Source organism: Pantoea sp. X-Soil-TKNS-1211, from assembly GCF_059730495.1.
Genome location: NZ_AP035953.1, coordinates 4,238,181 through 4,258,424 on the forward strand (window position 1 = coordinate 4,238,181; position 20,244 = coordinate 4,258,424).

A 20,244-nucleotide genomic window follows, 5' to 3' on the forward strand; every position below is an offset into this window, starting at 1 on the left:
CATGTCTGAGATGACTCCCCGCGAGATTGTCAGCGAACTGAATCGCTTTATTATCGGCCAGGACGGCGCAAAGCGTGCTGTAGCGATTGCGCTGCGTAACCGCTGGCGTCGTATGCAGCTCGACGAAGAGCTGCGCCATGAAGTCACCCCGAAAAACATTCTGATGATCGGCCCGACCGGTGTCGGTAAAACCGAGATTGCCCGCCGTCTGGCAAAACTGGCCCATGCACCGTTCATCAAAGTGGAAGCCACCAAATTCACCGAAGTGGGTTACGTCGGTAAAGAAGTGGACTCCATCATTCGCGATCTGACTGACGCTGCCGTGAAAATGGTGCGTATTCAGGCGATTGAGAAGAACAAATACCGTGCCGAAGAGATGGCTGAAGAACGCATTCTCGACGCGTTGATCCCACCGGCGAAAAATAACTGGGGTCAGCCGGAACACAGTGCTGAACCTTCTGCTGCGCGTCAGGCTTTCCGCAAGAAACTGCGTGAAGGTCAGTTGGACGACAAAGAGATTGAGATCGATCTGGCTGCCGCACCTATGGGTGTGGAGATCATGGCACCGCCGGGCATGGAGGAGATGACCAGCCAGCTGCAATCGATGTTCCAGAATCTGGGCGGTCAAAAGCAGAAGCCACGTAAGCTGAAAATCAAAGATGCCCTGAAGCTGCTGATTGAAGAAGAAGCGGCCAAACTGGTGAACCCGGAAGAGCTGAAGCAGGACGCTATCGAAGCCGTTGAGCAGCACGGTATCGTGTTTATCGATGAGATCGACAAAATCTGTAAACGCGGCCAGACCTCTGGCCCCGACGTGTCGCGTGAAGGCGTGCAGCGCGATCTGCTGCCGCTGGTAGAGGGTTGTACCGTTTCAACCAAACACGGCATGGTGAAAACCGATCACATCCTGTTTATCGCTTCCGGTGCATTCCAGGTGGCCAGCCCGTCTGACCTGATTCCGGAATTGCAGGGACGTCTGCCGATTCGTGTTGAATTACAGGCACTGACGGTAAATGATTTCGAGCGCATCCTGACTGAGCCGAATGCCTCTGTCACCGTACAGTACAAAGCGCTGATGGCGACCGAAGGTGTCAACGTTGATTTCACCGACGACGGTATTCGTCGCATCGCCGAAGCGGCGTGGCAGGTGAACGAAACCACCGAGAACATCGGTGCGCGTCGTCTGCATACCGTGCTGGAGCGTCTGATGGAAGATATCTCCTACGACGCCAGCGATCGTAACGGCGAGTCAATTACCATCGATGCGGAATATGTCGGTAAGCATCTGGACCAACTGGTGGCTGACGAAGACCTTAGCCGCTTTATCCTGTAAGCCATCGCCTTAGCAAAGCCCGGCCTCTGTGCCGGGCATTTTTTTGCACAGGATATTGATGTAGCGCTTTTTTTAGCAGGTGATGATTTTGCCAACACTTGCCAGATAGCGATATACTTACCGCTCCTGTGGCAAACAGACGACATCACTATGAAATACGATACATCTGCACTCTGCGATATCTACCATGAAGAAGTGAACGTTGTTGAACCGCTTTTTTCGAACTTTGGTGGACGCACCTCATTTGGTGGTCAGATAACCACAGTGAAATGTTTTGAAGACAACGGTCTGTTGTACGATCTGCTGGAAGATAATGGCCGGGGTCGTGTCCTGCTGGTGGATGGGGGCGGTTCCGTACGTCGCGCATTGGTGGATGCCGAAGTAGCGCGCCTGGCCGTGCAAAACGAGTGGGAAGGGATTGTGGTGTACGGCTCAGTGCGCCAGGTTGACGAGCTGGAAGAGCTGGAAATCGGCATTCAGGCGATTGCGGCCATTCCGGTCGGCGCTGCCGGTGAGGGCATTGGTGAAAGTGATGTGCGCGTCAACTTTGGTGGCGTAACGTTCTTCACTGGCGATCATCTCTACGCCGACAATACCGGCATGATCCTGTCGGAAGATGCGCTCGATATCGAATAAATAGCGGATACGAAAACGGGTGCCATCAGCACCCGTTGTGTTAAGCCGTTTCAGGCACGCTTAGACTTCTTCCATTTTTCCCAGCAGAGCACGCAAACGATCCTGCCACACATGCTGTTCTTCTTTCAGCTGCTGATTTTCACGCACCAGCGCATCCTGGTTGCCTGAAGACTGCTGTACTTCATTCTTCAGGGTATTGTTCTGCTCTTTCAGCTCTTCGATTTCCATCTGCAACAGGGTGATGGTATCAATCGCCTGCTGTACTTTCGCTTCCAGTTTTTCGAACACTTCAAATGACATCTTTCTGACCTCTCCTAAATCTTGCAAGGCGTTGATGGTGCCGACCCGACGCAACGCGCGCCCGTCCATGACGCGGCCAGCAACGATGTCCCGATTGTATGTAGCGCGCCCCGGCAAGTCCAGTGGCGCAAGGCTTGCGAAGGAAGTCTGTAACACTTTTCAGTTAATGCCTAAAAAAAAGCGCCAGGCTGAGCACATTTTCCAACCAGACGAGAAACTCCTTACTGACACCAGGGGAAATAGTACTTAAAAAACCACAAAAAACGCGAAAACGCGCATTTTTATGACAGAGCACACAGAATTCAATTTCGCTATTTCTCGTTTATGCTCGTTAACGATAAATTTACAGCAGCCCTACAAGAGAGCTGGGTGACTCAACGGATTGAGAACAACAACTGATAAAATTTAACCTCGCTTCAGGAATGCCATTATGAGTCAGACAACGAATACGCTAACAGGTCAGTGCATTGCCGAGTTTCTTGGTACCGGTTTGATTATCTTTTTCGGTGCGGGCTGTGTCGCAGCACTGAAACTTGCCGGAGCCAGCTTCGGTCAATGGGAGATTAGTATTATCTGGGGTTTAGCTGTCTCCATGGCGGTTTATCTGAGTGCTGGCGTTTCAGGCGCTCATCTCAATCCGGCAGTGACCGTAGCACTTTGCCTGTTCGCCAACTTTGAAGGCCGCAAAGTGCTGCCTTACATTGTGGCGCAGGTTGCCGGTGCGTTCTGTGCGGCGGCGCTGGTCTACGGTCTTTACTACAGTTTGTTTATCGACTTCGAGCAAAGCCATCAGATGGTGCGCGGCAGCGTAGATAGCCTGCAACTGGCCGGTGTCTTCTCAACCTATCCCAACCCTCATATCAGTGTAGGTCAGGCATTCCTGGTTGAGATGGTAATTACCGCAGTGCTGATGGGGCTCATCATGGCGCTGACCGATGACGGTAACGGTGTGCCACGTGGCCCAATGGCCCCGCTGTTAATTGGTCTGTTGGTGGCAGTCATTGGTGCTTCAATGGGTCCGCTCACTGGCTTTGCCCTGAACCCGGCACGTGATTTCGGCCCGAAAGTTTTCGCATGGCTGGCAGGATGGGGTAACGTCGCCTTCACCGGTGGCAAAGATATCCCCTACTTCCTGGTTCCGATTTTTGGCCCGCTGGTCGGTGCCTGCCTCGGTGCCTTTGGTTACCGCGCTCTGATTGCACGACACCTGCCGAGCGTAGCAACCAGCAAGTCAGAAAGTCCGGTTGCGCATGCTGAGCAGCGTAAAGCCTAAGTTTCACATTTAGATCATCAGGAAAATCATATGACTACGACAGATAAAAAATACATCGTCGCGCTCGACCAGGGCACAACCAGTTCACGCGCCGTGATACTGGACCACGACGCCAACATCGTCGCCGTCTCTCAGCGCGAATTCACTCAGATCTACCCGAAAGCGGGTTGGGTTGAGCATGATCCGATGGATATTTGGGCATCACAAAGTTCGACCCTGGTTGAAGTGCTGGCCCACGCCAACATCCGTTCGGACGAAATCGCCGCCATCGGTATTACCAACCAACGTGAAACCGCCATCGTTTGGGACAAAGCCACCGGCAACCCGGTTTACAACGCCATCGTGTGGCAGGATCCGCGTACTGCGGATTACTGTAATAAATTGAAGAAAGAGGGTCTGGAAGAGTATATCCAGCACACCACCGGTCTGGTGATTAACCCCTACTTCTCCGGCACCAAAGTGAAGTGGATTCTCGATAACGTTGAAGGTGCGCGTGAGCGTGCAAAACGTGGTGAGTTGCTGTTCGGTACGGTGGATACCTGGCTGGTGTGGAAAATGACCCAGGGCCGTGTGCACATCACCGACCATACCAACGCGTCTCGTACCATGATGTATAACATTCACAAGCTCGAGTGGGATGAGCGTATGCTCGAAATCCTCGACATTCCGCGTGAAATGTTGCCAGAAGTAAAAGGTTCATCCGAAATCTACGGCCAGACCAACATTGGTGGTAAAGGTGGTACGCGTATTCCCATCGCAGGTATTGCGGGTGACCAACAGGCAGCGTTGTATGGCCAACTGTGCGTTCAACCGGGTATGGCGAAAAACACCTATGGCACCGGTTGCTTTATGTTGATGAACACCGGCACTGAAGCGGTGACCTCGACCCACGGTTTGTTGACCACCATCGCCTGTGGCCCACGTGGTGAAGTGAACTATGCGCTGGAAGGTGCGGTGTTTATCGGTGGTGCGGCGATTCAGTGGCTGCGAGACGAGATGAAGCTGTTCAGCGATGCCGCTGACTCTGAATATTTCGCGCAGAAAGTGAAGGACAGCAACGGCGTGTATATGGTGCCTGCCTTCACCGGCCTCGGTGCCCCCTATTGGGACCCGTATGCCCGCGGTGCTATTTTCGGTCTGACCCGTGGTGTTAACGGCAACCACATTATTCGCGCCACGCTGGAGTCGATCGCCTTCCAGACGCGTGATGTGCTGGAAGCGATGCAAAACGACGCCGATACTCGCCTGCAATCTTTGCGCGTGGATGGCGGTGCCGTCGCCAACAACTTCCTGATGCAATTCCAGGCTGATATCCTTGGCACGCGCGTTGAACGTCCGGAAGTGCGTGAAGTCACCGCGTTGGGTGCTGCGTACCTCGCCGGTCTGGCGGTAGGTTTCTGGAATGACCTGGAAGAAGTGCGTTCTAAAGCCGTGATTGAACGCGAATTCCGCCCGAGCATTGAAACTACCGAGCGTAATTTCCGTTACGCTGGCTGGAAAAAAGCCGTGGCCCGCTCTCAGGCTTGGGAAGACCAGGACGAGTAATCCCCCTACGACCCGCGGCCCCCTGCCGCGGGTTTTTCCCGCCACTTTACCCCGCTGTGCTACACTGCCCGCCTGTTTTTTGTCAGGTGCAGACCATGAAACGAGAACTCGCGATTGAATTTTCCCGCGTTACCGAAGCCGCCGCGCTGGCGGGCTATCACTGGTTAGGACGCGGCGACAAGAATGCTGCCGACGGTGCTGCCGTCAACGCCATGCGTATTATGCTGAACACCATCGATATCGACGGTCAGATTGTGATCGGTGAAGGCGAAATCGATGAAGCGCCCATGCTGTATATCGGTGAAAAAGTCGGGACCGGCCAGGGCGATGCGGTCGATATCGCCGTCGATCCGATTGAAGGTACACGTATGACCGCGTTGGGTCAGGCCAATGCGCTGGCGGTACTGGCGGTGGGCGATAAAGGCAGTTTCCTGCATGCACCTGATATGTACATGGAAAAATTGATTGTTGGACCGGGAGCACAAGGTACTATCGATCTTAACCTGCCGTTGGAAACTAACCTGGAAAACATCGCGGCGGCGCTGGGTAAAGCGCTCAGCCAGCTGACAGTGTCGATTCTGGCGAAGCCGCGCCACGATGCGGTGATTGCTCAGTTGCAGCAACTTGGGGTACGCGTGTTTACTTTCCCGGATGGCGACGTCGCGGCATCGATTCTGACCTGTATGCCTGACAGCGAAGTTGATGTGATGTACGGCATTGGCGGTGCGCCGGAAGGCGTGGTATCTGCGGCGGTGATCCGTGCGTTGGATGGCGACATGCAGGCCCGTTTGTTACCACGCCACCAGGTAAAAGGTGACACCGAAGAGAATCGCCACCTTGGCGAGCAAGAGTTGCAGCGTTGTGCCGAGATGGGGATCGAGGCGGGTAAAGTGCTGACACTGGAACAAATGGCGCGCAACGATAACGTGATATTTGCCGCCACCGGCATCACCACCGGCGACTTACTTAAAGGCATCACGCGTAACGGCAACATCGCCACCAGCGAAACCCTGCTGATTCGCGGTAAATCCCGCACCATTCGCCGCATCCAGTCGATCCATTATCTGGACCGTAAAGACGCGGCGCTACACCCGTTTATCCTGTAACCGTCTGCTTGCCGCTCTCGGGATGACGTGAGAGCGGCCACCAGCAAAGTAGCATCACCAACGCCGTCACGAACATCAACATACCGAGGCTGAACTGATCGCGCTGCGGCATCAGCGCTGACAGCCACGCCACCAGGCCAGAACCGAGATTCTGTAAGCCGCCAATCAGCGCCCCCGCACTCCCTGCCAGCCACGCATACGACTCCATCGCGCCGGAGGTTGCCAGCGGAAACAGCATACCCGCGCCGAAGAAAAACAGCGCCGCAGGCACCAGCAGCGTCCAGATGTTCATCACACCGAACCAGGCAGGCACCCACATCATCAACCCCGCCAGCAGACAGCTATTCACGCCATACCACATCAGCGTGTGCCAGGATTTTTGCTCGCGTCCGGCAAACCAGGCACCAAAGAAGGCCGCCGGGATCGGCAGAATAAACAGGATACTGAGCGTCAATCCATCCAACCCAAGCACACCGCCCAACAGCACACCGCAGCTGGCTTCAAATACCGCAATACCTGCCAGCGCGCCAATCAGCAGCAACAGGTAGCGGACAAAGTTACCATCGTTGAGCAAGGTGGCGTAACGCCGCATAAAAGGTGTCACCGGCGTTTCTGTCGGTCGGGTTTCCGGCAGCCAGCGTGCCATCGCCAGCGTCACGCCGATGCACAACAGTAGCAGGAAGGCAAAACAGGCATGCCAGCCAAACAGCTTCGTCAATATTGCACCAATCACCGGTGCCAGCAGCGGACTAACCAGAATACCCATGTTCAGCAGGCTATTGGCCTGGCGTAGCGCCACCCCGGCATACAGATCGCGCGGCATCGTTCGCGCCATCACGCCAGCCACACCGGTGCCCAATCCCTGGATCGCGCTACCCAACACCAGGATAGGCAATGAAGGAGCAAACAACGCGATCAATGCGCCAGCAGCGAAGATCGTCATCCCGGCAAGGATCACCGGACGCCGTCCGATGCTATCTGATAGCGGCCCGTAGATCAGTTGCGATCCCCCATAGGTCATTAAATAACCTGCCATTACCTGCTGCATTGCCCCGCTGTGCACGTTGAGCGCATCCGCCATTGCGGCCATTGCCGGTACGTAGATGGTTTGCGCCATCTGTCCGACGGCGACCAACACAATCAGCATCAACAGTAGCAGGCGGTTTTCCGTTTTAGATTTCAACATGAAACAAAATGTCTGTCTGAGAAACAAAGTAAAGACAGCAGTAAAAAAGGCTGTCTGTTATGAATGGCGGCAAAAATATCAGGATTTAATGACAAAGCGAGGGGCGAGGCAAAAGCCGTTTCCTGATCGTCGTCAAGCTGCGATACCAGTTTGTAAAGCGCCCGCTACAGTTGAAGCTGAGTGCGCTGTATTTGTCGCTGAGAGCCTTTTAACCGTTCAGAGGCTGGAAATCTTTCGCATGGCTGACGAAGATAGTGACATGCCTGAAAAATCAACAATAAGGAGTGAACATGGCTGAGTGGGTCAATGCTGAAGTACAAGAAGTGAAAAACTGGACCGACGCCCTGTTCAGCCTGCGTGTGCGGGCGTCGATCGATCCTTTTATTGCCGGGCAATTTGCCAAACTGGCGCTGGAGATCGACGGTGAACGCGTGCAACGCGCCTACTCTTACGTCAACGCACCGCAGGATCCGCTGCTGGAGTTCTACCTGGTGACCGTGCCGGAAGGCAAACTCAGCCCAAGACTTCAGGCGCTGCGTCCTGGAGATCAGGTGATGGTGACCAAAGAAGCATCCGGTTTTTTTGTGTTGGAGGAGATCCCCGATTGTCAGACGCTGTGGATGCTGGCAACCGGCACCGCGATCGGCCCTTATTTATCGATTCTGCAACAAGGGGACGGGTTGGAACGCTTTGATAATATCGTGCTGGTTCATGCGGCACGTTATGCTGCCGATCTCAGTTTTCTGCCTCTGATGCAGCAATTACAGCAGCGCTATCAGGGCAAATTACACATTCAGACGGTGGTCAGCCGTGAACAGAATGCAGGTTCGCTGCACGGACGAGTCCCTCAGCTTATTGAAGGGGGTGAACTGGAGCAGGCAGTCGGATTATCAATGGATGCCGAGACCAGTCACATCATGTTGTGCGGCAATCCGCAAATGGTACGCGATACCCAGCAGTTGCTGAAAGACAGTCGTGGCATGCGCAAGCATTTCAAACGTAAACCCGGCCACATGAGCAGCGAGCATTACTGGTAGGACTCGGCACGAATAATGACAGTTTTTTACCGGCGTGGGTTTTGACTTTCGCCGGTAAAAACCGTTCTAATCGTGGGCTACGTTATTGGGTTAGGACCGAAGCAATGAAGAATTTGCCAGGCGCGTTGCTGCTCAGCCTCGCACTGACATTTCCCGTCTGGGCAGAAGACGCACCACCGCAGGATCGCAGCGAACATCTGCCCGCGGCCCCCTATTTGCTGCCTGGTGCGCCCACCTTTGATATGACCATTGCGCAGTTTCGTGAAAAGTACAATGCCGCCAATCCCGATCTGCAATTGCTGGAGTATCGCGCTATCGATAGTCGCGATGACAAAAGCAACCTGACACGGGCGGCCAGTAAAATTAACGAAACCCTCTACGCCTCCACTGCACTGGAGCAAGGCACCGGTAAGATTAAAACGCTGCAAATCACCTGGCTCCCGTTACCCGGCCCGGATGAAAAGAATGCCCAGGAGAAGGCGATAGCCTATATGACCGCCCTGCTGCGCTTTTTCTCTCCCGGTTTATCAGCAGAAGACGGACGCAAAAAACTCGATTCGCTGCTCAGTGCGGGCAAAGGTTCCCGCTATTTTGCACGTAATGAAGGGGCGCTGCGTTTTGTCGTCGCCGACAATGGCGACAAGGGATTGACCTTTGCCGTCGAGCCAATAAAACTGGCGCTCGCCACCCCCTGATCACCCCGGCAAAAATGACGAAAAGCAAAGCCAGCAGCATATTTGATCTCTATACTGTCTGGCAGACATCGCTGCCATTGAGCAGCGCTATTTCATGAATCGCGTTATGCGGAGGAAAGAATGCGACATCCACTGGTTATGGGTAACTGGAAACTGAACGGCAGCAAGCACATGACGGACGAGCTGATCGCAGGTTTGCGTAAAGAGCTGTCAGGTGTTGAGGGTTGCGGCGTGGCCATTGCGCCACCGGCACTCTACCTTGGCCAGGCGAAACATGCGATTTCCGGTAGCCACATTGCTCTGGGTGCTCAGAACGTGGACGTCAACCTGTCTGGTGCTTTCACCGGCGAAACTTCAGCTGACATGCTGAAGGACATCGGTGCTAAATACATCATCATTGGCCATTCTGAGCGTCGTACTTATCATAAAGAAAGCGACGAATTCATTGCGAAGAAATTTGCTGTGCTGAAAGCCGCTGGCCTGGTGCCGGTACTGTGCATTGGTGAAACCGACGCAGAAAACGAAGCGGGCAAAACTGAAGAAGTCTGCGCGCGTCAGATCGACGCGGTGCTGGAAACTCAGGGCGCGGAAGCCTTCCAGGGTGCCGTGATTGCCTACGAACCGGTATGGGCGATTGGTACTGGCAAGTCTGCAACCCCTGCCCAGGCTCAGGCGGTACACAAATTTATTCGTGACCATATCGCGAAGAAAGATGCCGCAGTGGCTGCACAGGTCATCATTCAGTACGGCGGTTCTGTGAATGATAAAAATGCCGCAGAACTGTTTACTCAGCCAGACATCGATGGCGCGCTGGTCGGTGGTGCATCACTGAAAGCTGACGCTTTTGCCGTAATCGTCAAAGCCGCAGCGGCAGCGAAAAACGCGTAAGCGTGCTGATATCTGACGAGGCGGCTGATTAGCCGCCTTTTTTATTGCAGAATCTGGCAACGATGATCCTGCAACTCCTCAGCCGAACCGCTATTTAGCCGGGTCCAGTTGCGTTCAATCGCCATCAGCGCCAGACGACCATCCGGTAACGCAGCCAGCGCCATACCGTATTTCCCCATCTCCGAACGGGCGTCAGGTACTTCTGTTGCCAGACGAATAAAGACGCTCTGCTGTGCCAGTTGCGCGGTTGTCAGGGTGCGAATCTGGTAACGATGGTTTTGCAACGTCTCACTTTGCCATTGCTCGTTAAGCCGTGGCGCCAGCAAATCCAGCTGCTGACGGACATCTGGCCGCAGGCAAGAAATATGGATATGCAGCTGATTTTGCGTACGACCATATTGCGAATTAATCGCCAGTGATAACGCACTATCGTCAATCGGTTTGCCACGGCGCTGCGCCAGTAATCCCCGCTCACGCCAGGCATCCGCAAACAGATTTGGCGTGGCAGACTCCAACAGCAGCGGGCTTTCCATCCCGGAGATTTTTTCGATCGGCATCAGCAGATATTGCAAAGGGCCATTGAGATCTTTCAACGTAACGTAGCCTTTTGCCACAGCCACCTGCTGGCAAGGTGCGGGATCATCTTTCTGCATCATGCCGGGCAGGCACTTTTCGCTGATGATTTGCCACAAGGCATTGGAATTTTTCTGGAAGTGTCCGGCAGCCAGTAATAAACCGACCACCAGAACGGCAAGCAGTAAGATAATCAGACTCAGGGCACGGCGGCTTCCCTGCATGGCTTGATCCTCTGTTCATCATCTGCCAGCATCCTCGCCTGGCGAGTGAGGAATGTCACGGAATTTTGCCGCGCCATAAAGCAAAACGGCCAGCTTGCGCTGACCGTGATACGACTATGACAAAACGATTACGGTTTCATCACCTGATCGTAGGTACCGCCATCGGAGAAGTGGGTTTTCTGGGCTTTATCCCAGCCACCAAATTTGCTGTCGATCGTGAACAATTTTACCGGTGCAAAGGTGCTGGCAAATTTCTTCGCCACCGCTTCATCGCGTGGACGATAGAAGTTTTCTGCCGCGATAGTCTGACCTTCCGGCGAGTAGAGATACTTCAGGTACTCTTCCGCCACTTTACGCGTCCCCTGCTCATCGACCACTTTATCCACCACGGAGACGGTTGGCTCAGCCAGGATCGATTCGCTCGGAGTGATAATTTCAAACTTGTCTTTGCCCAGCTTGTTAACTGCCAGATAAGCTTCGTTTTCCCAGGCAATCAGCACATCACCGATACCACGCTCAACGAAGGTGTTGGTGGCTCCACGCGCACCGGAATCCTGTACTTCAACATTCTTAAACAGCGCTTTGACATATGCCTGCGCTTTAGCCTGATCGCCGTTGTTCTGATCCAGCGCCCAGCCCCAAGCCGCGAGGTAGTTCCAGCGCGCACCGCCGGAGGTTTTCGGGTTTGGTGTAATCACCGAAACGCCCGGTTTGATTAAATCGGCCCAGTCGTGAATCCCTTTCGGGTTACCTTTGCGAACGAGGAAAACAATGGTAGAGGTGTAAGGTGCAGAGTTATCCGGCAGGCGTTTGATCCAGTTCTTATCAATACGGCCACGCTCGGCAATGGCATCAACATCAGACTGCAACGCCAGCGTCACCACATCGGCACGAATACCGTTGATCACCGAGGTGGCCTGCTTGCCTGAACCGCCATGCGACTGGCGGATTACCACATTATCACCGGTTTCCTGCTTGTAATGCGCGCTGAACGCTTTGTTGTATTGTTCATACAATTCACGCGTCGGATCGTAAGACACGTTTAACAGTTGAATATCCTTTGCCAGAACACTGGTTGAAGCCAGTAACAGGGTGATACCAATACTCCACTTGTTCATTGCTTGCTCTCCGAAGTCGTTATAGAACAAGACTGACACAAACTAATCCACAGATTAAAGAATTAAAAATAAGCTGTTATAACTGGATTGAATATAAGCAGAGATAAAAAAGACGCGTTCAATAACGCGCCTTAGTTTTGCTGAGTTAGTAGAGTTTTTTCGCGGTATCCAGCCAGTCGCGTTTGAACGGACGCTTCATGTTTTCAATCGCGTCGATGATGTCGTGATGCACCATCTTCTCGTTCTGGATACCTACACAACGACCGCCGTAACCTTGCAACAGCAGCTCGATGGAGTAAGCGCCCATACGCGACGCCAGAATGCGGTCATAGGCGCAAGGCGCGCCACCACGCTGAATGTGGCCCAATACGGTCGCACGGGTTTCACGTTTGGTTTCAGCTTCGATGTAATGCGCCAAATCGTCGATATCACAGATATGTTCGGTAATCGCCACAATGGCATGTTTTTTACCTTTGGCGATCCCGGCTTTGATTTCGCTGACCAATTCTTCACGGGTGTACGGAATTTCCGGCAGTACGATGAACTCACAGCCACCGGCAATCGCCGCTGCCAACGTCAGATCGCCACAGTAGCGGCCCATCACTTCAACAATCGAAATACGCTGATGCGAAGAGGACGTGTCACGCAGACGGTCAATCGCTTCCACCACAGTTTCCAGCGCAGTGAAATAACCGATGGTGTAGTCAGTACCGGCCACATCGTTATCAATGGTGCCCGGCAAGCCAATGCACGGGAAGCCCATTTCAGTCAGGCGCTTAGCACCCATATAGGAACCATCACCACCGATGACCACCAGCGCATCAATGCCGCGCTTTTTCATGTTTTCGATAGCAACCTGACGGACCTCTTCGTTACGGAACTCCGGGAAGCGCGCAGAACCGAGGAAGGTGCCGCCGCGGTTGATCATGTCGGAAACGCTGTAACGATCAAGGTTGACCATCCGGTCTTCATACAATCCCAGATAGCCGTCGTAGATACCAAAAACTTCAAGTCCTTCACTCAGCGCGGAACGTACGACTCCGCGAATGGCTGCGTTCATGCCTGGGGCGTCGCCGCCGCTGGTCAGTACTCCGATTTTTTTGATCATGACAACCTCTGGATTGTTCAAAGCTAGGGATTATTCTCGCCAGTGCCTCTGCAGTAAAACCAGCTCGCGATCGCACGGCCTTATAGTTGTGAGATAGTATATCAAAGGCTGGATGCTGAATTGATTCAGGTCAGACAAGTTTTCGCTATTTTTTTACAAAGTTGTTAGCGTTACGTCATTTTTATAACGTAACGGCATGATTGTTAAGTATTAAAACTGGAAAAAACCTTGCTGATTTTCCGGTACGACCGAACAGGGATCCTGATGGATGATAACGTCTGAGCCAGGAAACTTGCTGCGCAGCGCCTGTTCAATCTGATCGGCGACCTTATGCGCCTGCACCAGCGGCAGGTGATCGTCCATCTCCAGATGTAGCTGGATAAAACGCGTCGGGCCTGACTGACGGGTACGTAAATCATGCGCGCCGCGTACACCAGGCCAATTGGCAATCACATCAATAATCGCCTGACGTTCTTCTTCCGGCAACGCGCGGTCCAGTAGTGACTGCACCGCCTCATAGCCCATGCGCAACGCGTTATACAGAATATACACCCCAATACCCAGGGCAAATAACGCATCTGCACGGGAAAAACCGTAGCTGGCGAGACCCAACGCCACCAGAATCGCCCCGTTCATAATCACATCAGACTGGTAGTGCAGCATATCGGCGCGAATCGCCTGACTGCGGGTACGTCTGACCACCCAACGCTGAAAAGTGACTAGCACCAGCGTAGAACAGAGTGCAATTAACGTGACCACGATACCGACCAACGGCGCATGCAGGGTTTCTGGCGAAGCCAGATGCTGGATGCCGGTCAAAAACAGGAACAACGCCGATCCGGAAATAAACATGCTTTGTGCCAGCGCCGCCAGTGATTCGGCTTTGCCGTGGCCGAAAGTGTGATCCTCATCAGCTGGTTGCAGCGAATAGCGTACCACCAACAAATTAGTGAGCGATGCGGCGATATCCACCAGGGAATCCACCAACCCAGCCAGCACGCTGACCGAACCGGTGTGCCACCAGGCAAAAATTTTCACGATCAATAACAACGTTGCCAGCACCGTGGCAGCTATTGCTGCACGGTTAACCAGCTTTGCATAGGAGTGTTCCATGCCAATGCCTCATCAGATGACACTCAAGTCACATATCCGTTTGCACAAGTTTATCATTTGCGGGTAAACGCTGCCTGAATTGGCCGTTTAGCAGGAAGATCGACAAGGAAATAAACAGACAAAAAAAACCCCGCCATCATGGCGGGGAAGACAGGGATGGTGTCTATGGCAAGGAAAACAGGGATACTATGTTACTGGTTACTGCTGGTACTACTCACTGCTTGCAGCGGTGACGATGGCTGCAATTCTGAGAGTCGACGCATTTCATTGAGTCGTCGCTCATAATTCTTCTGCACTGTCGCTTGCTGGGCAGGCGTTAGCAGGTGATACATCTGATTACGAACCCGGGCCATCACGATATTTTGCTCTACCTGGGCCTGAGCCATTTTTTCTGCCTGCAGGCGGATGGCCGATTCGTTAAATTTGTCTGCAATGACAAGGTCATGCATAGTTTCTATATCCTGAAAACTGACAGCGGGACGTTCGAGTCGCGCTTGTTGCATCAGGTCTCGCATTTGTTGCCGTTGATGCTCAGTCAATTCAATGCCATCAAACATGTGGCTTTGCGGATTTTGCGTCATACTGCCAGTCGTCAATCCGCCATTTTGATGCATCTCGTCAATCGTCGTCGTCTCTGCAGCAACTGCGCTGACGTGACTGAGAACCATCGCTGAGGCAATGACGACGGCGGTTAAGTTGCGCATCGTTACCCCCAGTTCGTTCCGTTTTGCGATTCAACGAGGGCTAGTGTACGGCGATAGCTGCAAACATCCGTCAGGGGGTGTAAAACTACGTAAAGCGTTGGATTGGCGACATAGGAACACGGTATTTTGCCTGCGGAGGGCAATAAAAAATGAATAAGATCCTGTTGGTTGATGATGACCGCGAATTGACTTCGCTGCTTAAAGAACTGCTTGAGATGGAAGGTTTTGAGGTAATGGTTGCCAGCGATGGCGAGCAGGCACTCAACCTTCTCGATAACACCGTTGACCTGCTGTTGCTTGATGTCATGATGCCGAAAAAGAACGGCATCGATACGCTGAAAGAACTACGTCAGCAGCACCAGACCCCGGTGATTATGCTGACTGCACGTGGTAGTGAACTGGATCGCGTCCTCGGCCTTGAATTAGGCGCGGATGACTATCTGCCTAAACCTTTTAACGATCGTGAGTTAGTCGCGCGTATCCGTGCCATTCTGCGCCGTTCTAACTGGAGCGAGCAGCAGCAACAACACGATAACAGCTCGCCAACGCTGGAAGTCGATTGTCTGCGCCTGAACCCTGGCCGCCAGGAAGCCAGTTTCGATAATGAAACACTGGATCTCACCGGCACCGAGTTCACCCTGCTTTATCTGCTGGCGCAACATCTGGGCCAGGTCGTCTCACGCGAGCATCTCAGCCAGGAAGTATTGGGCAAACGCCTGACACCGTTTGACCGTGCCATAGATATGCATATTTCTAACCTGCGTCGTAAATTACCGGAACGTCGTGATGGTCATCCGTGGTTTAAAACTCTGCGCGGACGTGGCTATCTGATGGTTTCGGCATCATGATTGGAAGTTTGACCACCCGCATCTTCGCCATCTTCTGGCTTACCCTGGCGCTGGTGTTGATGCTGGTTTTGATGGTGCCCAAACTCGACTCGCGTCAGATGACCTCGCTGCTGGAAAGTGAGCAGCGGCAAGGCATCATGATTGAGCAGCATGTTGAAGCAGAGCTGTCTCAGGACCCACCGAATGATTTGATGTGGTGGCGTCGGCTATTTCGTGCCATTGAGAAATGGGCACCGCCTGGCCAGCGGCTGCTGCTGGTAACCAGTGAGGGGCGCGTGATTGGCGCCCAGCACAACGAAATGCAGGTTATCCGCAACTTTATTGGTCAGTCCGATAATGCGGATCATCCTCAGAAGAAAAAGTATGGTCGGGTAGAGATGGTCGGCCCCTTTGCCGTACGTGATGGCGAAGATAACTACCAGTTGTATCTCATCCGTCCCGCCACCAGTTCGCAACTCGATTTCGTCAATCTGTTGTTTGATCGTCCGTTGCTGCTACTGATCGTCACCATGCTGATCAGCTCCCCGTTGTTGTTATGGCTGGCATGGAGCCTGGCGCGCCCTGCGCGTAAGCTTAAGCATGCTGCTGATGAAGTCGCGAGCGGCAACTTACGACAGCATCCGGAACTGGAATCAGGCCCGCAGGAGTTTCTTGCCGCCGGTTCGAGTTTCAACCAGATGGTGAGCGCGCTCGAACGCATGATGACAGCCCAGCAACGCCTGTTATCGGATATCAGCCATGAGTTGCGTACCCCGCTCACGCGTTTGCAGTTGGCTACCGCGTTATTGCGCCGCCGCCACGGCGAAGGGAAAGAACTGGAACGTATTGAAACGGAAGCCCAGCGTCTTGATGGCATGATTAACGACCTGCTGGTGCTGTCGCGTACCCAACATAAAAACGCGTTGGTCAGCGAAGCGATGAAAGCCAATCAGCTGTGGAATGACGTGCTGGAAGATGCCAAATTCGAAGCGGAGCAGATGGGCAAGCGGATGGATGTGCCTTATCCACCCGGTCCCTGGCCGCTGTATGGCAACCCACATGCGCTGGAGAGTGCGCTGGAAAACATTGTGCGCAATGCGCTGCGTTATTCGCATACCCATATCAGTGTCAGTTTTTCGGTGGATATTGAGGGCATCACCGTGCATGTTGACGATGACGGCCCCGGCGTCAGCCCGGAAGATCGTGAGCAAATATTCCGCCCGTTCTACCGTACTGATGAAGCGCGCGATCGTGAATCCGGCGGCACCGGTCTCGGTCTGGCGATTGTCGAAACAGCCGTTCAGCAACATCGTGGTTGGGTGAAAGCCGATGACAGCCCGCTCGGCGGTTTGCGTTTAACGCTCTGGTTGCCGTTGTACTCCGCCCGGCAATAATTTGTTATGCTTCGGCCCTCGTTTCCGGGGGCCTTATGCTAAATATCGTTTTATTTGAACCTGAAATCCCGCCTAATACCGGCAATATCATCCGTCTCTGCGCCAATACCGGTTTTCAGCTGCACCTGATTCACCCGCTAGGTTTTGGCTGGGATGATAAGCGTCTGCGTCGTGCCGGGCTGGATTACCACGAATTCACCGCCATCAAGCATCATGACGATTACGCAACCTTTGTTGCGGCGGAAGCACCGCAGCGGCTGTTTGCGCTCACCACTAAAGGCACGCCAGCGCACAGCGCTGTACGCTATCAGGCAGGGGATTATCTGGTGTTTGGACCGGAAAGCCGTGGCTTACCCGCTGACATTCTTAACGCGCTACCGCCGGAGCAAAAAATCCGTATCCCGATGATGCCGGAAAGCCGCAGCATGAACCTGTCGAACGCCGTGTCAGTGGTGGTATACGAAGCGTGGCGCCAGCTGGATTATGCTGGCGCACTGATCAAGAGCTAGATGCCGTCGCCGTATTCAAAGCCCGGCGAACCATTGAAATGCTGGTCCATATCCATCGAAGGCTTATCGCTGGCAGGCTTACCGACAATACGTGCCGGTACGCCTGCTGCGGTGGTATGCGGCGGCACCGACTGCAACACCACGGAACCGGCACCAATTTTCGCACCGCGCCCCACTTCGATATTGCCAAGAATTTTGGAACCCGCACCAATCATCACCCCTTCACGAATCTTCGGATGACGATCGCCGCTGGTTTTGCCAGTACCACCCAGCGTGACGTTTTGCAAGATGGAGACATCATTCTCCACTACCGCAGTTTCACCGATGACGATGCCGGTAGCATGGTCGAGCATGATCCCATGACCAATACGCGCTGCCGGGTGAATATCGACAGCAAAGGAGACCGAGATTTCATTTTGCAGATAGACAGCCAGCGCGCGGCGACCTTCCTTCCACAACCAATGGCCGATGCGATAGGCTTGCAGGGCGTGGAAACCTTTCAGATACAGCAGCGGCGTAGAATATTTGTCGACAGCCGGGTCACGCTGGCGCACCGCCAGGATATCGTAGGCAGCCGATACGATCATTGAAGGGTCTTCGCGATAGGCTTCCTCGACCACTTCACGAATCGCAATGGCAGGCATAATCGGGTTCGCCAGCTTGTTTGCCAACATGTAGCTAAGCGCACTGCCGAGGTTTTCGTGCTTGAGCAGAGTCGCATGGAAAAAACTGGCCAGCATGGGTTCACAATCGGCCAGCGCCCTGGCTTCCGCTTTGATATTGTTCCAGACCAGTTCTAACTCTTCAGACGACATTGCTGTGTACTCCGGATAAAAAAAGCGCCTGATGGGGCGCTACAGGTGATGAGGCTGGGCATCCTGCTTCAGCTTTGGCTGTTTTCGTCCTTCCTTGTACGACCGAGTAAACTCAATGCTGCCTCTCGCGCTGATTTTTCGCAATATAATACCTGATAAATCTGCTCAGTTATTGGCATCTCAACGCCAACACGCGCAGCTAATGCTTTGACTTCTTTGGTGTTTCTGTAACCTTCTACAACTTGTCCGATAATGCGTTGCGCCTCATCCACGTTCTCGCCTTGCCCCAGCATCATGCCAAAACGGCGGTTACGTGACTGATTATCGGTGCAGGTCAACACCAGGTCGCCAAGACCCGCCATCCCCATGAATGTGGTCGGGTCAGCACCGAGAGCAGCACCAAGCCGGCTCATCTCCGCCAGTCCACGCGTAATCAACGCCGTGCGCGCGTTAGCGCCAAAACCAATGCCATCAGAGATCCCGGCACCGATCGCAATCACGTTTTTGACCGCACCGCCCAACTGCACACCGATAAAGTCAGGGTTGTTATATACGCGGAAACTTTTCCCACAGTGCAACTTTTGCTGCAAATCGTCAGCAAACTGCACATCCGTCGCCGCCAGGGCGATGGCCGTTGGCAAACCTGCCGCCAGTTCTTTGGCAAAAGTGGGTCCAGAGATCACCGCCAACGGGATGGCATCGCCGAGAATTTCACGCGCCACATCCTGCAACAGACGTCCGGTTTCTTTCTCCAACCCTTTGGTCGCCCAGACAATCCGTGAGTCTGCGCGCAAATGTGGCTTGAGTTGCAGCAGGACATCACCGAATACATGGCTCGGCACCACCACCAGCAGATCGCGACTGGCGTTAACCACCTGGGCTAAGTCCGCTTCAGGAACGAGATTGTCGGGGAAAGGCACATCGGGCAGAAAAGCGGTGTTGCAGCGGTCGGACTGAAGTTGCGCGACGCTCTTGGGATTATGACCCCAGAGCAAAACCGGGTGACCATTGCGAGCCAGCGTGATAGCGAGTGCGGTGCCGTACGAGCCGGCACCGATGACGCTAATTGAAGCATTGCGTGTAATCATCAGGCATCCTGATGTGGTGCGTCGCCTTCACCCTGCTGCTGTTGCAGATAATTCATGAACAGCGCATCAAAGTTGACTGGCGCCAGGTTGAGCTGCGGGAAAGTACCGCGAGAAACCAGGCTGGTGATGCATTCACGCGCATACGGGAACAGAATGTTCGGGCAGTATGCACCAAGGCAATGCGCCATCTGAGTACCCTCGATACCGCTGATGGTGAAAATACCTGCCTGCTGGACTTCACACAGGAACGCGGTTTCTTCACCGACGCTGGCGGTTACGGTCACACGCAGCACCACCTCATAGACTTCATCAGCCAGCTGAGAGGACGCGGTGTCCAGATCCAGCTTCACTTCCGGTTCCCACTCTTTCTGGAAAACCTGCGGCGCGTTTGGCGCTTCGAAAGAGACGTCTTTCGTGTAAACACGTTGAATCTGGAACTGCATTTCGTTGGTGCTATGTTCTGACATGTTACAAAATCCTGTAAGTTAGAATTGTGTGGCCGTAAAGTTATGCCTGTAATAAGGGATCAAGTCCCTGGCGCCCGTCCAGCGCAAAGAGATCATCGCAGCCACCAATGTGCTGCGCATCAATAAATATCTGTGGCACTGTCGTTCTGCCGCTGCGTTGAATCATCTCTTCACGTTTCACCGCATCCCCATCGATAGGAAGCTCCTGAAACGTCACACCTTTCTGATTCAGCAACGCCTTTGCCCGGTGGCAATATGGGCAGGTCGCTTTGGTATAAATCTCAACATTAGCCATGCAGTTACCT

23 protein-coding genes are annotated in these 20,244 nt (G+C 53.6%); 12 read left to right on the forward strand and 11 right to left on the reverse strand.

The features are described 5' to 3' along the window. Position 1: 1 nt before the first annotated feature. Positions 2 to 1,333 carry an ATP-dependent protease ATPase subunit HslU gene (gene hslU, locus AC6I8W_RS20005; RefSeq protein ID WP_497836389.1) on the forward strand — a complete coding sequence of 444 codons (1,332 nt, stop codon included), beginning with the start codon at positions 2 to 4 and terminating at the stop codon, positions 1,331 to 1,333. Between the two features lie 150 nt (positions 1,334 to 1,483). Continuing rightward, on the forward strand, positions 1,484 to 1,969 hold the full coding sequence (gene rraA / locus AC6I8W_RS20010; RefSeq protein ID WP_497836390.1) for a ribonuclease E activity regulator RraA: 486 nt from the start codon (positions 1,484 to 1,486) through the stop codon (positions 1,967 to 1,969). 60 nt (positions 1,970 to 2,029) lie between these two features. Here rraA and zapB read toward each other — a convergent pair whose 3' ends face one another. After that, the gene (gene zapB / locus AC6I8W_RS20015; protein ID WP_208716896.1) at positions 2,030 to 2,269 is read right to left on the reverse strand and encodes a cell division protein ZapB; all 240 of its coding nucleotides are present in this window, start codon (positions 2,267 to 2,269) and stop codon (positions 2,030 to 2,032) included. Positions 2,270 to 2,699: 430 nt separating this feature from the next. On the opposite strand from zapB, the gene AC6I8W_RS20020 reads away from it, so the two are divergent. From AC6I8W_RS20020 to glpX, 3 genes are all read left to right on the forward strand, one after another. Further along, positions 2,700 to 3,542, forward strand: coding sequence for an MIP/aquaporin family protein (locus tag AC6I8W_RS20020; protein WP_497836391.1), 843 nt, complete (start codon positions 2,700 to 2,702; stop codon positions 3,540 to 3,542). Between the two features lie 30 nt (positions 3,543 to 3,572). Next, the gene (glpK, locus tag AC6I8W_RS20025) at positions 3,573 to 5,087 is read left to right on the forward strand and encodes a glycerol kinase GlpK (RefSeq protein ID WP_497836392.1); all 1,515 of its coding nucleotides are present in this window, start codon (positions 3,573 to 3,575) and stop codon (positions 5,085 to 5,087) included. A gap of 95 nt (positions 5,088 to 5,182) precedes the next feature. Continuing rightward, complete coding sequence (glpX, locus tag AC6I8W_RS20030; RefSeq protein ID WP_497836393.1) at positions 5,183 to 6,193, forward strand: class II fructose-bisphosphatase; 1,011 nt, start codon at positions 5,183 to 5,185, stop codon at positions 6,191 to 6,193. Here the strand turns inward: glpX and emrD are convergent. Next, positions 6,183 to 7,379: a multidrug efflux MFS transporter EmrD gene (gene emrD / locus AC6I8W_RS20035; RefSeq protein WP_497836394.1), complete on the reverse strand. Its 1,197-nt coding sequence runs from the start codon at positions 7,377 to 7,379 to the stop codon at positions 6,183 to 6,185. The two genes, glpX and emrD, sit on opposite strands and share 11 nt — an antisense overlap. Between emrD and AC6I8W_RS20040 the strand changes: the two genes are divergently transcribed. The 4 genes from AC6I8W_RS20040 to tpiA all read left to right on the forward strand — a co-directional run bounded on the left by AC6I8W_RS20040 (position 7,378) and on the right by tpiA (position 9,999). After that, positions 7,378 to 7,677: a hypothetical protein gene (locus AC6I8W_RS20040; RefSeq protein ID WP_497836395.1), complete on the forward strand. Its 300-nt coding sequence runs from the start codon at positions 7,378 to 7,380 to the stop codon at positions 7,675 to 7,677. The genes emrD and AC6I8W_RS20040 overlap by 2 nt on opposite strands. Continuing rightward, on the forward strand, positions 7,670 to 8,416 hold the full coding sequence (gene fpr / locus AC6I8W_RS20045; protein ID WP_497836396.1) for a ferredoxin--NADP(+) reductase: 747 nt from the start codon (positions 7,670 to 7,672) through the stop codon (positions 8,414 to 8,416). The genes AC6I8W_RS20040 and fpr overlap by 8 nt, the downstream gene beginning before the upstream one ends. Positions 8,417 to 8,520: 104 nt before the next feature. Continuing rightward, positions 8,521 to 9,111, forward strand: a complete 591-nt coding sequence (locus AC6I8W_RS20050; protein WP_497836397.1) for a YiiQ family protein — start codon at positions 8,521 to 8,523, stop codon at positions 9,109 to 9,111. Positions 9,112 to 9,231: 120 nt separating this feature from the next. Continuing rightward, positions 9,232 to 9,999 (forward strand): triose-phosphate isomerase, encoded by a 768-nt coding sequence (gene tpiA / locus AC6I8W_RS20055; protein WP_497836398.1) that lies wholly within the window; start codon positions 9,232 to 9,234, stop codon positions 9,997 to 9,999. Between the two features lie 41 nt (positions 10,000 to 10,040). Here tpiA and AC6I8W_RS20060 read toward each other — a convergent pair whose 3' ends face one another. The 5 genes from AC6I8W_RS20060 to cpxP form a co-directional block, all read right to left on the reverse strand. Beyond that, complete coding sequence (locus AC6I8W_RS20060) at positions 10,041 to 10,796, reverse strand: CDP-diacylglycerol diphosphatase (protein WP_497836399.1); 756 nt, start codon at positions 10,794 to 10,796, stop codon at positions 10,041 to 10,043. Positions 10,797 to 10,924: 128 nt separating this feature from the next. Continuing rightward, positions 10,925 to 11,914 (reverse strand): sulfate ABC transporter substrate-binding protein, encoded by a 990-nt coding sequence (locus AC6I8W_RS20065; protein ID WP_497836400.1) that lies wholly within the window; start codon positions 11,912 to 11,914, stop codon positions 10,925 to 10,927. Between the two features lie 145 nt (positions 11,915 to 12,059). Beyond that, positions 12,060 to 13,022: a 6-phosphofructokinase gene (gene pfkA, locus AC6I8W_RS20070; RefSeq protein WP_480366696.1), complete on the reverse strand. Its 963-nt coding sequence runs from the start codon at positions 13,020 to 13,022 to the stop codon at positions 12,060 to 12,062. Positions 13,023 to 13,232: 210 nt separating this feature from the next. After that, entirely contained in the window at positions 13,233 to 14,135 is a 903-nt protein-coding gene (gene fieF / locus AC6I8W_RS20075; protein ID WP_497836401.1) for a CDF family cation-efflux transporter FieF, read from the reverse strand. A gap of 191 nt (positions 14,136 to 14,326) precedes the next feature. Next, positions 14,327 to 14,839 carry a cell-envelope stress modulator CpxP gene (cpxP, locus tag AC6I8W_RS20080; RefSeq protein ID WP_497836402.1) on the reverse strand — a complete coding sequence of 171 codons (513 nt, stop codon included), beginning with the start codon at positions 14,837 to 14,839 and terminating at the stop codon, positions 14,327 to 14,329. Positions 14,840 to 14,988: 149 nt separating this feature from the next. Here cpxP and cpxR point away from each other — a divergent pair, with 149 nt between their 5' ends. From cpxR to trmL, 3 genes are read left to right on the forward strand one after another with little or no spacing between them, the layout of a single operon-like run. After that, positions 14,989 to 15,687 (forward strand): envelope stress response regulator transcription factor CpxR, encoded by a 699-nt coding sequence (cpxR, locus tag AC6I8W_RS20085; protein WP_013511005.1) that lies wholly within the window; start codon positions 14,989 to 14,991, stop codon positions 15,685 to 15,687. Further along, complete coding sequence (gene cpxA, locus AC6I8W_RS20090) at positions 15,684 to 17,060, forward strand: envelope stress sensor histidine kinase CpxA (protein WP_021186123.1); 1,377 nt, start codon at positions 15,684 to 15,686, stop codon at positions 17,058 to 17,060. The genes cpxR and cpxA overlap by 4 nt, the downstream gene beginning before the upstream one ends. Positions 17,061 to 17,095: 35 nt before the next feature. After that, positions 17,096 to 17,569: a tRNA (uridine(34)/cytosine(34)/5-carboxymethylaminomethyluridine(34)-2'-O)-methyltransferase TrmL gene (trmL, locus tag AC6I8W_RS20095; protein WP_497836403.1), complete on the forward strand. Its 474-nt coding sequence runs from the start codon at positions 17,096 to 17,098 to the stop codon at positions 17,567 to 17,569. On the opposite strand, the gene cysE is transcribed toward trmL, so the two are convergent. The 4 genes from cysE to grxC all read right to left on the reverse strand — a co-directional run bounded on the left by cysE (position 17,566) and on the right by grxC (position 20,234). Beyond that, a complete protein-coding gene (gene cysE / locus AC6I8W_RS20100) occupies positions 17,566 to 18,384 on the reverse strand; it encodes a serine O-acetyltransferase (RefSeq protein WP_497836404.1) in 819 nt (272 codons plus the stop codon). The two genes, trmL and cysE, sit on opposite strands and share 4 nt — an antisense overlap. Before the next feature lie 68 nt (positions 18,385 to 18,452). Further along, positions 18,453 to 19,472 (reverse strand): NAD(P)H-dependent glycerol-3-phosphate dehydrogenase, encoded by a 1,020-nt coding sequence (gene gpsA / locus AC6I8W_RS20105; protein ID WP_497836405.1) that lies wholly within the window; start codon positions 19,470 to 19,472, stop codon positions 18,453 to 18,455. Then, positions 19,472 to 19,939 (reverse strand): protein-export chaperone SecB, encoded by a 468-nt coding sequence (secB, locus tag AC6I8W_RS20110; RefSeq protein ID WP_013511010.1) that lies wholly within the window; start codon positions 19,937 to 19,939, stop codon positions 19,472 to 19,474. The genes gpsA and secB overlap by 1 nt, the downstream gene beginning before the upstream one ends. A 40-nt stretch (positions 19,940 to 19,979) precedes the next feature. Beyond that, positions 19,980 to 20,234: a glutaredoxin 3 gene (gene grxC / locus AC6I8W_RS20115; protein WP_013511011.1), complete on the reverse strand. Its 255-nt coding sequence runs from the start codon at positions 20,232 to 20,234 to the stop codon at positions 19,980 to 19,982. Between the last annotated feature and the right edge of the window lie 10 nt (positions 20,235 to 20,244).

What these genes read in the sequence shown, in the direction of transcription:
- hslU (WP_497836389.1), top strand. Translation starts at nt 2, where the DNA reads ATGTCTGAGATGACTCCCCGCGAGATTGTCAGCGAACTGAATCGCTTT.
- rraA (WP_497836390.1), top strand. Translation starts at nt 1,484, where the DNA reads ATGAAATACGATACATCTGCACTCTGCGATATCTACCATGAAGAAGTG.
- zapB (WP_208716896.1), bottom strand. Translation starts at nt 2,269, where the DNA reads ATGTCATTTGAAGTGTTCGAAAAACTGGAAGCGAAAGTACAGCAGGCG.
- AC6I8W_RS20020 (WP_497836391.1), top strand. Translation starts at nt 2,700, where the DNA reads ATGAGTCAGACAACGAATACGCTAACAGGTCAGTGCATTGCCGAGTTT.
- glpK (WP_497836392.1), top strand. Translation starts at nt 3,573, where the DNA reads ATGACTACGACAGATAAAAAATACATCGTCGCGCTCGACCAGGGCACA.
- glpX (WP_497836393.1), top strand. Translation starts at nt 5,183, where the DNA reads ATGAAACGAGAACTCGCGATTGAATTTTCCCGCGTTACCGAAGCCGCC.
- AC6I8W_RS20040 (WP_497836395.1), top strand. Translation starts at nt 7,378, where the DNA reads ATGAAACAAAATGTCTGTCTGAGAAACAAAGTAAAGACAGCAGTAAAA.
- emrD (WP_497836394.1), bottom strand. Translation starts at nt 7,379, where the DNA reads ATGTTGAAATCTAAAACGGAAAACCGCCTGCTACTGTTGATGCTGATT.
- fpr (WP_497836396.1), top strand. Translation starts at nt 7,670, where the DNA reads ATGGCTGAGTGGGTCAATGCTGAAGTACAAGAAGTGAAAAACTGGACC.
- AC6I8W_RS20050 (WP_497836397.1), top strand. Translation starts at nt 8,521, where the DNA reads ATGAAGAATTTGCCAGGCGCGTTGCTGCTCAGCCTCGCACTGACATTT.
- tpiA (WP_497836398.1), top strand. Translation starts at nt 9,232, where the DNA reads ATGCGACATCCACTGGTTATGGGTAACTGGAAACTGAACGGCAGCAAG.
- AC6I8W_RS20060 (WP_497836399.1), bottom strand. Translation starts at nt 10,796, where the DNA reads ATGCAGGGAAGCCGCCGTGCCCTGAGTCTGATTATCTTACTGCTTGCC.
- AC6I8W_RS20065 (WP_497836400.1), bottom strand. Translation starts at nt 11,914, where the DNA reads ATGAACAAGTGGAGTATTGGTATCACCCTGTTACTGGCTTCAACCAGT.
- pfkA (WP_480366696.1), bottom strand. Translation starts at nt 13,022, where the DNA reads ATGATCAAAAAAATCGGAGTACTGACCAGCGGCGGCGACGCCCCAGGC.
- fieF (WP_497836401.1), bottom strand. Translation starts at nt 14,135, where the DNA reads ATGGAACACTCCTATGCAAAGCTGGTTAACCGTGCAGCAATAGCTGCC.
- cpxP (WP_497836402.1), bottom strand. Translation starts at nt 14,839, where the DNA reads ATGCGCAACTTAACCGCCGTCGTCATTGCCTCAGCGATGGTTCTCAGT.
- cpxR (WP_013511005.1), top strand. Translation starts at nt 14,989, where the DNA reads ATGAATAAGATCCTGTTGGTTGATGATGACCGCGAATTGACTTCGCTG.
- cpxA (WP_021186123.1), top strand. Translation starts at nt 15,684, where the DNA reads ATGATTGGAAGTTTGACCACCCGCATCTTCGCCATCTTCTGGCTTACC.
- trmL (WP_497836403.1), top strand. Translation starts at nt 17,096, where the DNA reads ATGCTAAATATCGTTTTATTTGAACCTGAAATCCCGCCTAATACCGGC.
- cysE (WP_497836404.1), bottom strand. Translation starts at nt 18,384, where the DNA reads ATGTCGTCTGAAGAGTTAGAACTGGTCTGGAACAATATCAAAGCGGAA.
- gpsA (WP_497836405.1), bottom strand. Translation starts at nt 19,472, where the DNA reads ATGATTACACGCAATGCTTCAATTAGCGTCATCGGTGCCGGCTCGTAC.
- secB (WP_013511010.1), bottom strand. Translation starts at nt 19,939, where the DNA reads ATGTCAGAACATAGCACCAACGAAATGCAGTTCCAGATTCAACGTGTT.
- grxC (WP_013511011.1), bottom strand. Translation starts at nt 20,234, where the DNA reads ATGGCTAATGTTGAGATTTATACCAAAGCGACCTGCCCATATTGCCAC.